Source organism: Variovorax ureilyticus (assembly GCF_050632185.1).
Classification (GTDB): domain Bacteria; phylum Pseudomonadota; class Gammaproteobacteria; order Burkholderiales; family Burkholderiaceae_C; genus Variovorax; species Variovorax ureilyticus_A.
The window spans coordinates 2,378,517-2,394,329 of the sequence record NZ_CP192579.1; the positions used below are offsets into that span (position 1 = coordinate 2,378,517).

The window sequence follows — 15,813 nt, forward strand, 5'->3', positions numbered from 1 at the left end:
TCGTCAGAGGCTCCGCACAAACTCCACCATCCGCCTGCGCTCGGCCGCATCGGGCAACCGGCCGCGCATCGCGCCGAGGTTGTCCGCCATGTGCGCCGGATCGGAGGTGCCCGGAATCACGGCCGTCACCCGCTCGTCGCCCAGCAGGTACTTCAGGAAGAACTGCGCCCAGCTCTCGGCGAAGTCCGCCGACCAGTCGGGCAGCGACTTGCCGCGCACGGCGCGGAACAACCGGTTGCGGCCGAAAGGCAGCGCCGTCAACACGCCGGCATGGACCTCGGCCGCCAGCGGCAGGATGCGCTCCTCCACCTCACGGTTGTCGAGCGAGTAGTCGATCTGCACGAAATCCGGCTTCTCGCGCCGCAGCACCGCCTCGACCGCGCCATAGGCACGCTCGGAGGTGGAGGTGATACCGAGGTAGCGGCACACGCCCTGTGTCTTCCAGGTCCTGAATTGCGCCAGCGACTGCGCCGGGTCGCGCACGTTGTGAAGCTGCAGCAGGTCGATGCGGCGCGTCGCGAGCCGGGTCAGCGAACGCTCGAGTTCGGCGGGATCGGGCGACTCGAGCTTGGTCGCCACAAAGAACCTGTCGCGCGACGCCGCGGCAGGCATCGCGTGGCCCAGCACCAGTTCGGCGTCACCATAGGTCGAGGCGGTGTCCACGAGCCTGCCGCCGTTGTCGAGCAGCGTGCGCAGGATCTGCGTCGCGGTCTCGCGGATCTTCGCGTCGTCGTTGTTGAACACAATGGCCGTGCCCAGGCCCACGGCCGGGATGCGCTCGCCGCTCGACGGAATGGCGCGCGTGAGGAGCGCGGCCTCCTTGGCCTGCCCCCAGCCGGAAAACGGCCAGAGCGCCGTGGCCGCCAGTGCGGAAAAGTGCCGCCGGGTCATCGATGCCATGACGCCTCTCCCAGTCGAGCCGGCGCGTCGCCGGCGGATTGCGATGCGCGGCGCTCGTGCGTGCGCCCCAGCGCGCCCGAAAGCACCAGCCACGCGATCGCGACCGGCAGCGCGCACAAGGCGATCGCGCCGATCTTGAGCCCCGCGGCATGCAGCGCGTCGTAGACCCAGCCATAGAGCGCATCGGACCCGCGGTAGGCCACCACGTCGATCAGGTTCTTGGCCTTGTACTTGTCCTCGCGGTCGACGACCGTGAAGAACACCTGCCGCGCGGGATTCGCGATCGCGAAGTTCATCCAGCGCTGGACCACCTGGAACACGAGCACCACCGCCAGGCCCGGCGACCACGCGATCGCAAGAAAGCCGACGATGTAGACCGCCGGCAGCGCGCCCGCCGCGATGCCCGTTCCGAATCGCTGCAGGAAGCGGCCGGTGGCGAAGACCTGCGTCGCGAGCGTGAGCAGCCCGACCGCGAGGTCGATGCTCGCGAAGATGCGCGTCTGCTCGCCTGCGCCCTTGATCGTCGCGGACACCACGTTCGCCTGCATGAAGTACAGCATCGTCGCGCCAAACGACAGCAGGCTGACCCACGCCCCCACACCCAGCAGGTACGGCGAACGGAACAGCCCCGAGATGCCCGCGAACGCGCTCCCGCCCACGCGCGCCGGCTCGCGCGGCCCGTCCTGCCGCACACCGACGCTTCTTTCGAGACGATGCGCACAGAACACCGCGATCTCCAGGAACACGATCGCCGCGATCAGCAGGTTGTGCGGCCCGAGCGGCACCGCCAGCACGATGGTGATCGCCGGCCCGAGCAGTGCGCCCGCGGTCCCGCCCGCGCCGATGAAGCCGAAGAGCCGCTTGGCCTGCTCGCTCGTGAAGAGGTCCGCCATGAAGGACCAGAACACCGCCACCGCGAAGAGGTTGAACACGCTGACCCACACGAAGAACACACGCGCAACGAATACCGGTGCAATGCCCAGCGCGAGCAGCACCCAGAACACCGCGAGATTGACCACGAAGAAGTGATAGACGACGGGGATGAAGCGCGCACGCGGCAGCCTTGCGACCAGCGCACCGTAGAGCGGCTGCGCCGCCAGCAGCGTCACGAAGGTCGCGGTGAAGAGCCATGGCAACGCCCGCGTGCCGCCCGCGATGCCCATCTGGTCGCGCAGCGGCCGCAGCACGTAATAGCCCGCGAGCAGCGCGAAGAAATAGCCGAAGGACCACAGCGCGGCCGCGAGTTCCTGCGGCGTGGCCGGAACCACCCGCCGCAGCCAGCGCTCGTCGGGCGTCACTGGACTACCCTGCGCGCGGCAGCGCTTCGGGATTCGCCCGGACGGCTCATGGCGCGAGCGACAGCTTCTGCCTGAGTTCGGCCGCGCTCACCGACTGGCCGTAGCCCGGCCCGCCGCGCTGGAACTTGCGCGCATCGGCCAGTTTGCCGACCACCACCGGATCGAAGCCGGCGTCGGTGACCAGCGCCGCCGCGACCTTCACTGCTTCGGGGTCGTCACCGGCGATCGGGATCGCCAGCCTCGGAGGCGGCCGGTTGGCCTCGCGCGCGAAGATCATGTACGACATGGTGTTGAACGCACGCACCAGCCGTGCGCCGCCCAGGTACTTCTGCGACACCACGCCGATGCCTTCCTGCTCGACTTCTCCAGCCACCTCGCCACCATCGCGCGCGGCCACGGCATTGCAGGCGTCGAGCAGGATCTTGCCCTTGAGCGCATCGCCGTAGTCCTTGCCGATCTGCGGCAGCGCCCCGTAGGGCACCGCGATGAACAGCGCGTCGCCGAACGCGATCGCCTCGGCCACCATGCCTGCCTTGGCGAGCGGGCCGAGGGTCGCGACAAGGTCCTTGAGTTCTTCGGGATGGCGCGACGACAGCATCACCGGATGACCGGCCTTCACCCACAGTCCGCCGATGGTGCCGCCGATGCGGCCCGCCCCGATGATGCCGATGCGCGTGCCGGACGTCGTCTGCGCTGCCGCGCTACGCGGCGCGAGCGCCGCCAGCAGAGCCCAGCCGCCGCCCGCTGCGAGCAGCGCCCGGCGCACACGATCGTGGGTGAAATGGAGTGGCATGGGACCCCCCAGGTTCGGCGAAGGGGGAATCATGTTCCCGCGCAGCGGCCCGTGCAAGCGACACGAAGTGCGCGGAGCCCGGGGGCGAGCCTGGATCAGAGCTTGATGCCGGCGCTCTTGACGGTGGGCGCGAGGATGCCGACCTGCTCCTTCACGATCGCTTCGAAGCGCGCAGCGCTCTCAGGCTTGGCGACGATGCCGAGTTCGATCAGCTTCTTCTGCACATCCGGCATCGCCAGCACCTCGTTGCACGCGGTGTTGAGCTTCTCGACCATCTCGGGCGGCAGCTCGGCCGGCCCGCTGAGTCCGAAGAAGTTCTCCAGCACGAGCTTGGGCTGGCCCAGCTCGACGATGGTGGGCACATCGGGCATCAGCGGCGAGCGCGCGGCGCCCGTCACCGCCAGCGGCACGAGCTGCCCGCCCTTGAAGTACGGCACGTAGGCGGTGATCACGTCGATGCCGACCGGAATCACGTTGGCGATCAGGTCCGTCGTCATCGGTGCGCCGCCGCGGTAAGGCACGTGCACGAGGTTGGCGCCGGTGATCTTCCGGATGAGTTCGCCGTGGACGTGGCCGATCGAGCCCGGGCCGCCCGAGCCGAAATCGAGGCGTCCGTCCTTGCGGGCGCGCGCTTCGATGTCGGCGAAGCTCGTGATGCCCGAAGGCTTGCTCGCCATGATCACCAGCGGCGCGGAGCCGAGAGACGCGACGTGCGTGAAGGCGGTGACCGGGTCGTAGGGCTGCTTGTCGAGCAGGAACGGGCCGAGCGCGAGCGGCGTGGTATTGGAGAGCACGAAGGTGTAGCCGTCCGCTGGCGCGCTGGCCACCTGCAGAGCGCCGATGGTGCCGCCCGCGCCGGGCTTGTTGTCGACCACCACCGGCTGCCCGAGCTTCTTGCCAAGCTGCTCGGCCATGATGCGCGCGAGGATGTCGCTCGCGCCGCCCGGGGGAAGGTGACGACGATCTTGATCGGCTTGTCCGGCCATTGCGCGAACACCGGCAGTGCGAACAAGGCGGCGCCAGCCGCCAGAAACTGGAGCGCACTGCGGCGCGTGGGGTGGTGGAAGGTGTTCATGCGATGGCCCAGCAAATCCGATGCCCGCGAGACCATGGCACGCCAATCGCTTGCGCCATGGCTGGAGCACGGCCGGCCCTGCCCGCGAGGCCATCGGCGATCGGCGCCGGTGCATCGCGGCACCAAGGCTGTGCGATGAACGCCATGCCACGCCCCAACGCCACTGCCGACGTCGAACTGCTGCGCGTCTTCAGCACGCTGATGGACGAGCGCAGCCTCGCGCGAACGGCGACCCGGCTGGGCCGGTCGCGAGACGCGATCGACACCGCGCTGCGGCATTTGCGCAGGATCTTCGGTGACCCGCTACTCCTGAAGGACGGGCCGCGCATGGCGCCGACCGAGCGCGCGCTGGTGTTGGAAGCCTCGCTGCGGCTGGCGCTCGACCCGCCCGCGCTCAAGCCGCCCCCGGCGACGAAGCGCCGCGCACGCTGGCGCACCTGACGCCGACGGCGCAGGCGCTGTCGGGAAAGAGGACTTTTGAATCAAAATCCAGTCTCTTTCCCGGCCCATCCATGCCCAACCGCACCCCACCTCCTCCGCTGCTGAGTCCCGAGCACATCGCGTTGATCGACAAGGGCGTGTCGGCCATCGTGGCCTCGCGCGACGCGGCGCTGCGGACGAGCCTGATGCGCGCGGTCGGCGCGCGGATCTCGGCGGACGGCACGCGAATCACCGTCTTCGTCTCGCGCAGCCAGTCGCGCCAGCTCTTGCAGGACATCGCGGCCACGGGCCGCATCGCCGTGGTCTTCAGCCAGCCGCTGAGCCATCGCACGGTGCAAGTCAAGGCCACCGAAGCCGAGCTTCGCCCGGCGCACGAGGACGACCTGCCCATGCTGCGCCGCTACCGGCGTCGATGGAAGACGAGGTCGGCGCGGTCGGCGTCGAGGCGCCTTTCGTCCGCGCGATGCTGGCTTTCCGCCTCGACGATCTGGTGGCGATCAGCTTCACGCCCGCCGAAGCCTTCGACCAGACCCCGGGCCCCAAGGCCGGCAGCGCCCTCCCTGCCGCATGAAGCGGCGATCGCGATGAGCACCTGCGCGCCATCACTGAACGACATCCGGGCCTGCTTCGAAGGCGCGATCCCGGCCATCATGGCAACCTGCGCCCAGGACGGCACGCCCAACGTGGCCTACATCTCGCAGGTGCACTATGTGGACGACCGGCATGTCGGGCTGTCGTACCAGTTCTTCAACAAGACCCGCGCGAACATCCTCGCCAACCCCTACGCGAGCGTGCTGCTGATGGACCCGGTCATCGCAGCCTTCTACCGGCTGCGGCTTCGCTACTTGCGGACCGAGTCCGGCGGCGCGCTGTTCGAGCGCATGAAAGCGCAACTGGCGGGCATCGCCTCGCATTCGGGGATGGCGGGCGTGTTCCGTCTGCTGGGCGCCGACGTCTACGAGGTCGAGGCCGTCGAGAGCGTCGAGGGCGAACGGCTCGCTCCCGTCTCGCATCCCAAGCCCGGCCTGCTGGCCGGTGTGCGCCGGGCCGCCGAGCGCATGGCCGCGTGCGGCGCGACCGACGAGCTGTTGCAGACGGTGCTCGCGGCGCTCAACGACCACCTCGGCGTGCAGCACGCGATGGTGCTCATGCTGGACGCGGCGACGCAGCGCCTCTACACGGTGGCGAGCTGCGGCTATGCCACCTCCGGCATCGGCTCGGAGATCGAGATGGGCCACGGCGTGATCGGCGTCGCCGCGCGCGAGCGCACGCCGGTGCGCATCAGCCACGTCACGAACGCGGCAAGCTACAGCCACGCGGTGCGCAGCAGCCTGCAGGCAAGCGAGCCGGGCATCGCGCTCGATACCGAGATCCCGTTCCCGGGCCTGGCCGAGCCGCACAGCCAGCTCGCGGTGCCGATCGTGTCGGGCGGGCGGCTGCTCGGCGCGCTGTTCATCGAAAGCCCGCTGGACATGCAATTCAGCTTCGAGGACGAGGATGCGCTGGTCGCTATCGCGAGCCATCTCGGCGCTGCGCTCGAACTGCTGCGCACGGTCGACGAGCCCGCCGCCGAAGAACCCGCGCCACCCGCCGTGCCATCGGCCAGCGGTGCGCCGCTGCCGGTGCGCCACTATCTCGCGAACAACAGCGTGTTCGTCGCCGATAGCTACCTGATCAAGGGCGTTGCCGGCGCGATCCTGGGCAAGCTGCTGCGCGAGTATTCGCAGCAGGGCCGCACCGAGTTCACCAACCGGGAGCTGCGGCTCGACCCGTCGATCCGTCTGCCCGACCTCGGCGGACAACCTCGAGGCGCGGCTGGTGCTGCTGCAACGGCGGCTCGCCGAAAACAGCCCGCATCTGCGGATCGAGAAGACCGGCCGCGGCCGCTTCAGGCTGCGGGTGGAACGGCCCGTCGCCCTCACCGAGATCGCGGGCTGAGCGGGCGGGCGGTCGGCCCTCTCTCCACTCACGACGCCGCCGGCAGGTTCAGGCTCGCTGCAAGCTTGGCCCATTCGCGCTCGGTGAGGTGCGGTCGCACCACGTCGAGCGCCGCCGCGAAGGCGGGCGCGGGCGCGTGGGCGCGCATGTCGCCGAGCATCTCGGCGCGTTCGGCCGGGTTCATGAAGGGCACCATCCAGCGCACCACGAACATCATTTCCCGGGGCGGAATCGAGGCGACCAGGGCGCCGTGGATTTCCATCAGTTCCGCATCGGTGAAGCGTGCCCAGAGCACCGCGTTGTGCGCGGTTTCCTCCACGTACATGTGCTCGAAGTTGTGCGCGATGAAGACCGACAGCGCGCGGTACAGCGCCAGCGAGCGTTCGGCCCGCGAAGCGGCGTCGCACTGCAGCAGCGCGGTCGTCTGGTTGGCCAGCGCCTCGATCGCCTCGGCGTGCTCTTCATGCTCGTGCGCGATCCGGCTGCTGGAGCCGGCGGCGCGTGACTCCATCGCGGCGTGCAGGAAGTCGTTTTCGTGCTGCAGGTGCGAGCGGCAGAAATCAAGCAGTTCCAGCACGCGCTGGGTGGTCTGTGCGAGCTCGAGCGCATCGTCGTGGTCCATGCGCCCCACGGCCATCAGGGTGTCGGCCATCAGCGCACGCAGGGCCTTGTGGATGCCGGCATACATGTCGACACGGGGGGCGGAGGCCGCCGCGACTTGGCGCATTTCGCGCGGATCGATGTTCATGGGAGTCCTTCTTTTCCTGTTCAGCGGCGGGCGCACCGTGCGCTCTCCTGCTGGGAAGAAAGTCTAGGAATCGGGCCCCTCGCCCGCCGCTAAGAATTGCTTAACGAACCCCTCAGGAAACCTTAAATAACGGTCTAGGCTTTTTGGCCAGAGCACCTGGACGGGCGTCTCCATGTCTCGAAATCACGCCCTTAATCATAGGATGTCCTACAACAAAAAACCTGCGAGGGCATCGAGCCGGCCCATCAAGATCGCTCGCATGCGCGGTTTTTCTCCAAAGCAACGTCCCATTGACAGGCGAAATTCGCTCTGATGAAATCCCGACAGTTGTACGACAACCGTTGACTAACTCGCAAAACACACGCACATGAGACAAGACCTCCCGCCCCCACCTCCGATGACGACGTCGACCCGCTCTCCCCATCCTGCCCGCCGGCTCCTGCCGCTCGCGGCCCTTGTCGCGACACTGGTCGCGGTCGCCTCGCTCTCGGCCTGCGGCGGCGGGAGCAGCGGCGGCAGCGCGGCGCTGCTGGCCACTTCGGGGTCGTCCGGCACGCAGGCGCCGGTCACCGCGCCGGCGACGTCCTCCGATTCATCGGCTGCCCGGAAGAACGCCTTCCAGGTCGGCACCACCACCTTCGATCCGGCGCTTCCGCCCGAGCCCACGCTGCCGAGCGATGCCCAGGTCTGCGCGACGCTCGAAGCCAGCAACAACCTCGTTCGACGCCCGGACGGCGCGCTGCCGCCCGAAGCGGACCCTTCGATCGCCGGCGTCGGCAAGGCCGTCAGCACCACCACCGCCAACCCGGACCAGGCGCGCATCCAGGCGGCGCTCGACGCCTGCGGGGCGGCGGTCAACGCGGAAGTCGGCGCAGCCATCCTGGCGGCGGACGCCTCGGCCACCGCCGATCAGAAGGCCGCAGCCCTGCCCAACATCAACATCGCAGGCGTCAGCGGCGAAGAGCTGGCCAAGCCGCAGTACAAGGCGAGCAAGTTCGCGGTGCGCCTGGTGGTCAGCAGCAGCGGCCCCGGCAACGGCTTCATCTCGGGTCCGCTCACGCTGCCCTCGGGCGTGACGCTGTGGATCGACAAGGGCGCCACGCTCTACGCCACGCGCGACGTGATGGCCTACCTGAACGGGACGGGCAAGTACTGCGGCAATACGGCGGTGAGCGCGACGCAGGCCGGCAGCTCGGGCAATTGCAAGGCGCTGATCAATGGCGACTACCTCGTCAACTCGGCCGTGGTCGGCGAAGGCAGCATCGACAGCCGCGCCTATGCGGAGATCGTCACCACCAATGCGCTCTACCCGCTCATGAAGGTGGACCTGAGCTGCTCGAACACCTACGCCGCCTATGCGACCAGCACGCAGGCGCCGGACGGCACCGCCTGCGACAACGGCGGCACCTTCGTCGACTCCAAGTCATCGGTGCGCAACATGACCTGGTGGGACCTCGCCTACCTGGGCAACATGGTGCAGAACGGCACGACCGGCTCGGGCTCGCAGTCGAACTTCCGGATGATGGTGTTCAACTACGCGAAGAACCTGACGCTCTACAAGATCACGCTGAACAACAGCGCCAACTTCCATGTGGTGCCCAGCGGCGTCGATGGCCTCACGGTGTGGAACGTCAAGGTGCAGACGCCGACGCTCGCAGCTTTCGCCAACCCGGCGGGCAACGGCAATCCGCTCTACACGGGCGAGACCTTCAACGCCGACAACGTGAAGAACACCGACGCCTTCGATCCGGGCTCCGCGGGGAGCGCCAAGTCCAACGCGCTCACGACCGGCAGCACGACGACCTCGCCCACCAAGATGTCCTTCGACGGCTACCTGAAGAACTTCGTCTTTGCCTACAACTACGTGAGCACAGGCGATGACGACATGGCGCTCAAGGGCAGCAACAATCCCAACGCGGTCGGCTTCGGGATCGACGGCAACCGCGGCAAGCGCCGCGACCGGGCCTACGGCATCGTGATCGCGCACAACCACATCTACTGGGGCCACGGCATCTCGGTCGGCAGCGAGACGAACGCGGGCGTGACCAACGTCGAGGTCTACGACAACTCGTTCCTCAACTCCGAAGAAGGCCTGCGCGTCAAGTCCGACTACGCACGCGGCGGCGAGGTGAGCAACATCAACTACCGCAACATCTGCATCAAGAACGCGCAGAACGCGTTGCTGTTCACGCCCTACTACAGCACCAAGGCGCTGTCGGGGGGCATTCCGAAAGTGCCGAACTTCCATGACATCACGCTCGCCAACGTGCGCATCCTCGGCGAGTCCAAGGTCAAGCTGCAGGGCTTCGCGGCAAACACGGGCGGCTACTTCACGCCGACCGCGGCCTATCCGACGGGCTACCTGCCGGCCTACCCGCTGGTCATGTCGATGACCGACGTGGCCGCGGACGATCCGGCGCAGATCTCGCTGATCTCGTCCGACGCGAACCTGACGCTCGCCAACGTGAACCTGCCGATCCAGGCCTCGACCGCCAACCGCATCGTGGTCAACGGCGAGGCCAGCCTGAAGGTGGACGTCGACAAGGTGCTCGATTGCAGCCAGGCCTTCGTGGACTTCCCGTCCATCGGCGCGTCGAACCCGTTCGGCACGCACTGGGCCAGCCAGTGAATTCGCGGCGCTAGGCAGGCCCGTCTAGATGCCTGCCGGCGCCTTGCCGCGCCAGCCCGCCCGTACTACGCTCCCCGTGCGGGCGGGCGTCTCCCGCCCGGGGAGCAACGCCATGTATGAACGCATCCTCGTCGCCACCGACGGCTCCGAGCTGTCCGATCTGGCGGTCAACAGCGCCATCGATCTGGCACTCCTGACGCAGGCGGAACTCATGGTCGTGAAGGTGGTGCAGCACTACCCCGCCAGCTACTTCGAAGGCTCGCTGCTGCTGAGCCAGACGGAGGTTTCGCGCCTGCGCGAGCAGGCCGACGCCGAGGCGCAGCGCGTGGTCGATGCCGTCAAGGAGAAAGCGGACGGCCGCGGCGTGAAAAGCACGCGCTCCATCGTGATGCAGGGGGAGCTCATCTCCGAGGCGATCATCGAAGCCGCCCGCGTGCATCACTGCGACCTGATCGTGATGGCCTCGCACGGCCGGCGCGGCATCAAGCGCCTCTTGATGGGCAGCGAGACCCTGCACGTGCTGACGCACTCGCACACGCCGGTGCTGGTGCTGCGCTGAGACTCAGCGCGACGCCGCGTCGCGCTGACGGTCTTCGCGCTTGACCGCGAGGTAGGTCGCGAGGTCGATCTCGTGCAGCTGGGTCGGGTACTGCTCGACCGACCGGAACCAGGTATGGAGGCGCTTGTCGGCGCGCTCCGGCGGCGGCGCGGCGAAACCGTCGAGGTACGCGTCGAGCGTGAGGAAGTAGCGCATCGCATTGCGCTCCATCAGGCCGCGCAATCCACGGATGTAGTCGGGCTGGCCGTCGGCAGTCTTGCCCACCACCGTGAAGCCGACCTTGCTGCTGCCGAAGGTGGCGAGGTACGCCATCGTGGCGAGGCGCGCGACCATGTTGTGGTCGTACGCGTAGGCGAAATGCAGGAAAGCCTGGCGCTCGCCGAGCGGGATCGCTTCGAGCATCACGCGGTACTGGCTGGTGCCCATCGGGCCTTCCTCGGCGTAGAGCTCCACCTGCAGGTAGTCGCGCGTGGAATGGACGACACGGTGGACAAAGGTGAGCTCGAAGGCCTGCTCGATCGGCTTGTCGTAGCGCGGCACCACGCTCAGCGTGAGCTTCTCGCCGTCCGGCGAACGCGTCGCGCGGCAGCGCCGGTTGTTGATGTGCAGGACCATCATGTCGCACCACTGCGCCGAGCGCTCGAGTGCGCGGCGCACGTCATCGACGGGGTGGTCGACGATCGCATAGATGTCGCCCTGCAGGCCGCCATCGGTCTCCGCCGAATCGATGACCACCGGCCGGTGCAGCGCGCCGTTGGCGAACTGCTCGGCATGCTTGCGCTCGAGGTCGCGCATCGCCTGCGCGGATCCTGCCTCGAGCTTCGCCTCTGCGGCGAGCGGGCCGAGCGCCGCAACGCCGAAAACGAACCAGACACCGAAACGGACGAGAAGCGCGGCCAGCGATGTGTTCATGCACGACACCATACAACGAGGCGGGTGTCGCGGTCCGTCCGCCGGTACCGGTATCTATCGGCCTTTGCGGATCGGCCCGGCAGGCGCCGGCTTCGCGCGCGCGGCCCCGGTCTCGCGCGGCGGCAATCCGGTGTGCTGCGTGAGGATGCGTCCCTTGACGGGTGTCACCGTCTTGAGCGCGACCGGCGTCGAGTTCTTGCGGCGCGCGCTCTCGTAGCTGCCATCGGTCAGCGGCTGCCAGGTCGGGATCAGGTGATGCTTGCCGTTGCCGATGAGATCGGCGCGCCCCATGGCCTTGAGCGCCTCGCGCAAGAGCGGCCAATTGTTGGCGTCGTGGTAGCGCAGGAAGGCCTTGTGCAGCCGGCGGCGCTTGTCGCCGCGCACGATGTCCACCGTCTCGCTATCGCGGGTGATCTTGCGCAGCGGGTTCTTGTTGGTGTGGTACATCGCGGTCGCGGTGGCCATCGGCGAGGGATAGAAGGTCTGCACCTGGTCGGCGCGGAAGCCGTTCCGCTTGAGCCAGAGCGCGAGATTCATCATGTCCTCGTCGCTGGTGCCGGGATGCGCCGCGATGAAGTACGGGATCAGGTACTGCTTCTTGCCCGCCTCGGCCGAGTACTTCTCGAACATCTGCTTGAACTTGTCGTAGCTGCCGATGCCGGGCTTCATCATCTTGCTGAGCGGGCCCTGCTCGGTGTGCTCGGGCGCGATCTTGAGATAGCCGCCGACGTGGTGCTGCACCAGTTCCTTGACGTACTCGGGCGACTGCACCGCGAGGTCGTAGCGCAGGCCCGAGCCGATCAGGATCTTCTTGATGCCCTTGAGCGCGCGCGCCCGGCGGTAGATCTTGATCAGCGGATCATGGTTGGTGTTGAGGTTCTGGCAGATGCCCGGATACACGCAGCTCGGCTTGCGGCAGGCGGCCTCGATCTCGGGCGACTTGCAGCCGATGCGGTACATGTTGGCGGTCGGCCCGCCGAGGTCGGAGATGGTGCCGGTGAAGCCCTTGACGCTGTCGCGGATGGCCTCGACCTCCTTGATGATCGAGTCTTCGGAACGGCTCTGGATGATGCGGCCTTCGTGCTCGGTGATCGAGCAGAAGGTGCAGCCGCCGAAGCAGCCGCGCATGATGTTCACGCTGAAGCGGATCATCTCCCACGCCGGAATCTTGGTCGCGCCGTCGTGGCTTCCCTGCGCATCGGCGTAGCTGGGATGCGGGCTGCGCGCGTATGGCAGGTCGAACACGTGGTCCATCTCGGCCGTGGTCAGCGGGATCGGCGGCGGGTTGATCCACACGTCGCGCGCGGTGGTGCCTTCGCCATGCGCCTGCACCAGCGCGCGGGCGTTGCCGGGATTGGTTTCGAGGTGGAGCACGCGGTTGGCATGCGCGTAGAGCACGGCATCGGCGCGCACCTGCTCGAACGAAGGCAGGCGAATCACCGAGCGGTCGCGCGGCGGCACCTTGACCTTGCCTTTGCCCTGCAGCGCAGGGTTGGCCACGAACTGGATCGGCTTGATCGCCGCGTTTGCGATGCTCGCCGAGCCGGCTGCCTCCGCCGCTTCTGCAACGGCTTGCGCTTCTTCCTCGCGCGCGCAGCTCGCGCCATTGGCCTTGGCCTGCTCGGAGACCATCAGGTAGGGATTGATGTGCGCTTCGACCCGGCCCGGTTCGTCCACCGTGGTGGAGTCGATCTCGAACCAGCCTTCGGGCGTCTCGCGCCGCACGAAGGCGGTGCCGCGCACATCGGTGATCTGGTGCACCGGCTCGCGCGCCGCGAGGCGATGCGCGATCTCGACGATCGCGCGCTCGGCATTGCCATACAGCAGCAGGTCGCACTTCGAATCGACCACGATGGAGCGGCGCACCTTGTCCTGCCAGTAGTCGTAATGCGCAATGCGGCGCAGCGACCCTTCGATGCCACCGAGCACGATCGGCACGTCGCTCCAGGCTTCCTTGCAGCGCTGCGAGTAGACGATGGCCGCGCGATCCGGCCGCTTGCCGGCGATGTCTCCCGGCGTGTAGGCATCGTCGCTGCGGATCTTCCGGTCGGCGGTGTAGCGGTTGATCATCGAATCCATGTTGCCGGCGGTCACGCCGAAGAACAGGTTCGGCTTGCCCAGCACCTTGAACGGATCGGCGCTCTGCCAGTCGGGCTGCGCGATGATGCCCACGCGGAAGCCCTGCGCCTCGAGCATGCGGCCGATCACCGCCATGCCGAAGCTCGGATGGTCGACGTAGGCGTCGCCGGTGACGACGACGATGTCGCAGCTGTCCCAGCCGAGGGCTTCCATCTCGGCGCGCGACGTCGGCAGGAACTTGGCCGTGCCGAAACGGGCTGCCCAGTATTTGCGGTAGCTGGTCAGCGGCTTGGCGGCGCGCGCGAAAAAGGAGACGTCGACGGGGGCGTTCATCGGGGATGGGGTCGGCCGGAGGGGCCTCGTGGGCAACCCTCGATTTTAGGGTTTTCCATTGGAACTGTCGCCCTAAAGGCGATTCCCGCATGCCCGGCCCGGATCTTCAATTACTTGCTTTAGTCAACCAATCGATTGACAATGGCAATCATGGACGCCGTCACCACGCCCCTTCCCGACACTGCGGACGTATCGGCCGTCAAGGCCGTCCGCCAGTTCAACCGCTTCTACACGCGCCGCATCGGCGTGCTCGACCCCTACCTGGGCAGCGACATGTCGCTCACCGACGTCCGCGTGCTCTACGAACTCGCGCACCGCGAATCGCCGGTCGCCAGCGAAATCGGCAAGGACCTGCAGCTGGATGCGGGCTATCTCAGCCGCATCCTCCGCCGCTTCGAGGCGCAGGGCTGGCTGGTGCGCGAGGCGAGCCCGCGCGACGCGCGGCAAAGTCTGCTGAGACTGACCGAGGCCGGCCATGCCGCCTTCGCGCCGCTGCAACAGAAGTCGCGCGAGGAAGCAGCCGCCCTGCTCTCGCCGCTATCGACGGCGCAGCGCGCGCAGCTGGTCGGCGCCATGGGAACGCTGCAGCAGTTGCTGGAACCGGGCGCCGCGCCGCCGGCGAAGGCCCAGACCGCCCTCCTGCGCGACCCCGCCCCCGGCGACATCGGCTGGGTGGTGCAGCAGCACGGCGAGATCTATGCGCGCGAATACGGCTGGAACAGCGAGTTCGAGGCGCTGGTGGCCGACATCGCCGGCCAGTTCCTGCGCAAGTTCCAGCCCGGCTGGGAGCGCTGCTGGATTGCCGAGCTGAACGGCGAGCGCGTCGGCGCGATCTTCGTCGTGCGCAAGTCGGCGACCACCGCGCAGCTGCGCATGCTGATCCTGACGCCGCAGGCGCGCGGCCTCGGCCTCGGCGGTCGGCTCACGGACGAGTGCATCGCCTTCGCGCGCAGCAAGGGCTACAGGAAGATGGTCCTGTGGACCAACAGCTGCCTCACCGCGGCTCGCGCCATCTACACGGCGCGCGGGTTCAGGCTCGTGAAGTCCGAGCCCTACGAGGGCTTCGGCCGGCAGCTCGTCGGCGAGACCTGGGAACTGAGGCTCTGAGCTTCAATCGGCGGTGATCTTGCGATCGCGCACGATGCTGCCCCACTTCGCGTCTTCCTTGCGCATGAAGGCAGTGAGTTCGGCGCGGGTTGTCGGTTGCGGTGTCAGGCCGTGCTTGTTCAACGCGTCCTTGACGCCGGGATCGTTGAGCACCTTCACGATCTCCACGTTCCAGCGGTCGAGGATCGGCGCTGGCGTCTTGCCGGGCGCGACGAAGGCGTACCAGTTGAGTGCCTCGAAGCCCGGGTAGCCCGATTCGGCCACGGTCGGGATGTCCGGCATGTAGGCCGGCCGCGTCAGCCCGGTGGTGGCGAGCGGAATCAGCCGGCCGGCCTCGACCTGCGGCATCGCCGTCGGCGGTGCCGAGAAGTAGGAAGCCACGCGTTCGCCGATCAGGTCCTGCATGGCCGGCGCTCCGCCTTTGTAAGGCACGTGGACCATGTCGATGCCCGCGCGCTGGTTGAAGAGCTCCCCGGCCAGGTGCGAGGCGGAGCCGGCGCCCGTCGACGCGAAGTCCACGCCGCCGGGCTTCTTCTTCGCCAGTGCGACAAACTCGGCCAGCGTCTTCACGCCGAGCGCCTTGTGCACCACCAGCACGTTCGGAAAGTTCACGCCCCCAGAGACGGGCGCGAGATCCTTGAAGGGGTCGTAGCGCACCTTCATCACATGTGGCGCGATGGTCAGCGGTCCGACCGAGCCGAACAGCAGCATGGTCCCGTCGGCCGGCCCGCCCGCCACGTGCTGGTGGGCGATGTTGCCGCCCGCGCCGGCCTTGTTGTCGACGATCACGGTCTGCCCGATGTTCTCGCCGAGCTTTTTCGCGATCAGCCGGGCCGCCGCATCGGCCGCCCCGCCAGGTGCGAAACCGACCACCATCGTGACCGGCTTGGCCGGAGGAAAGTCTTCCGCCCGCACCGGGGCAGCCAGCAGCATCGCGCTGGCAAGAAGCGCGAAAGCGGGATTCAGTCGTCGTTTGTTCATCGTGTCTCGTTGGTACTTGT

At 67.8% G+C, this 15,813-nt stretch carries 12 protein-coding genes and 1 pseudogene; 5 read left to right on the forward strand and 8 right to left on the reverse strand.

Features of this window, described 5'->3' with window-relative positions:
* Positions 1-3: 3 nt before the first annotated feature.
* The 4 genes from ACQ858_RS11730 to ACQ858_RS11745 all read right to left on the reverse strand — a co-directional run bounded on the left by ACQ858_RS11730 (position 4) and on the right by ACQ858_RS11745 (position 3,977).
* On the reverse strand, positions 4-900 hold the full coding sequence (locus ACQ858_RS11730; protein ID WP_431272929.1) for an aldo/keto reductase: 897 nt from the start codon (positions 898-900) through the stop codon (positions 4-6).
* Positions 888-2,198, reverse strand: coding sequence for an NTP/NDP exchange transporter (locus tag ACQ858_RS11735; RefSeq protein ID WP_431272930.1), 1,311 nt, complete (start codon positions 2,196-2,198; stop codon positions 888-890). The genes ACQ858_RS11730 and ACQ858_RS11735 overlap by 13 nt, the downstream gene beginning before the upstream one ends.
* 46 nt (positions 2,199-2,244) lie before the next feature.
* Positions 2,245-2,991 carry an NADPH-dependent F420 reductase gene (locus tag ACQ858_RS11740; protein WP_431272931.1) on the reverse strand — a complete coding sequence of 249 codons (747 nt, stop codon included), beginning with the start codon at positions 2,989-2,991 and terminating at the stop codon, positions 2,245-2,247.
* 95 nt (positions 2,992-3,086) lie between these two features.
* Complete coding sequence (locus ACQ858_RS11745) at positions 3,087-3,977, reverse strand: Bug family tripartite tricarboxylate transporter substrate binding protein (RefSeq protein WP_431272932.1); 891 nt, start codon at positions 3,975-3,977, stop codon at positions 3,087-3,089.
* 224 nt (positions 3,978-4,201) lie between these two features.
* Between ACQ858_RS11745 and ACQ858_RS11750 the strand changes: the two genes are divergently transcribed.
* Together ACQ858_RS11750 and ACQ858_RS11755 are read left to right on the forward strand one after the other, a co-directional pair.
* The gene (locus ACQ858_RS11750; protein ID WP_431272933.1) at positions 4,202-4,507 is read left to right on the forward strand and encodes a helix-turn-helix domain-containing protein; all 306 of its coding nucleotides are present in this window, start codon (positions 4,202-4,204) and stop codon (positions 4,505-4,507) included.
* A 650-nt stretch (positions 4,508-5,157) separates the two neighbouring features.
* A pseudogene (locus ACQ858_RS11755) lies at positions 5,158-5,988 on the forward strand (GAF domain-containing protein); the annotation flags it as partial.
* A 485-nt stretch (positions 5,989-6,473) separates the two neighbouring features.
* On the opposite strand, the gene ACQ858_RS11760 reads toward ACQ858_RS11755, so the two are convergent.
* Entirely contained in the window at positions 6,474-7,193 is a 720-nt protein-coding gene (locus tag ACQ858_RS11760; protein WP_431276840.1) for a hemerythrin domain-containing protein, read from the reverse strand.
* A 397-nt stretch (positions 7,194-7,590) separates the two neighbouring features.
* Here ACQ858_RS11760 and ACQ858_RS11765 point away from each other — a divergent pair, with 397 nt between their 5' ends.
* Complete coding sequence (locus tag ACQ858_RS11765; RefSeq protein ID WP_431272934.1) at positions 7,591-9,822, forward strand: glycoside hydrolase family 28 protein; 2,232 nt, start codon at positions 7,591-7,593, stop codon at positions 9,820-9,822.
* A 112-nt stretch (positions 9,823-9,934) separates the two neighbouring features.
* Complete coding sequence (locus tag ACQ858_RS11770; protein WP_431272935.1) at positions 9,935-10,381, forward strand: universal stress protein; 447 nt, start codon at positions 9,935-9,937, stop codon at positions 10,379-10,381.
* 3 nt (positions 10,382-10,384) lie between these two features.
* Here the strand turns inward: ACQ858_RS11770 and ACQ858_RS11775 are convergent, their stop codons facing one another.
* Positions 10,385-11,293, reverse strand: a complete 909-nt coding sequence (locus ACQ858_RS11775; RefSeq protein WP_431272936.1) for a hypothetical protein — start codon at positions 11,291-11,293, stop codon at positions 10,385-10,387.
* Between the two features lie 54 nt (positions 11,294-11,347).
* Positions 11,348-13,705: a YgiQ family radical SAM protein gene (locus ACQ858_RS11780; RefSeq protein WP_431272937.1), complete on the reverse strand. Its 2,358-nt coding sequence runs from the start codon at positions 13,703-13,705 to the stop codon at positions 11,348-11,350.
* 150 nt (positions 13,706-13,855) lie between these two features.
* On the opposite strand from ACQ858_RS11780, the gene ACQ858_RS11785 reads away from it, so the two are divergent.
* Positions 13,856-14,812 carry a bifunctional helix-turn-helix transcriptional regulator/GNAT family N-acetyltransferase gene (locus ACQ858_RS11785; protein ID WP_431272938.1) on the forward strand — a complete coding sequence of 319 codons (957 nt, stop codon included), beginning with the start codon at positions 13,856-13,858 and terminating at the stop codon, positions 14,810-14,812.
* 3 nt (positions 14,813-14,815) lie between these two features.
* Here ACQ858_RS11785 and ACQ858_RS11790 read toward each other — a convergent pair whose 3' ends face one another.
* A complete protein-coding gene (locus ACQ858_RS11790) occupies positions 14,816-15,793 on the reverse strand; it encodes a Bug family tripartite tricarboxylate transporter substrate binding protein (RefSeq protein ID WP_431272939.1) in 978 nt (325 codons plus the stop codon).
* Positions 15,794-15,813 lie beyond the last annotated feature (20 nt).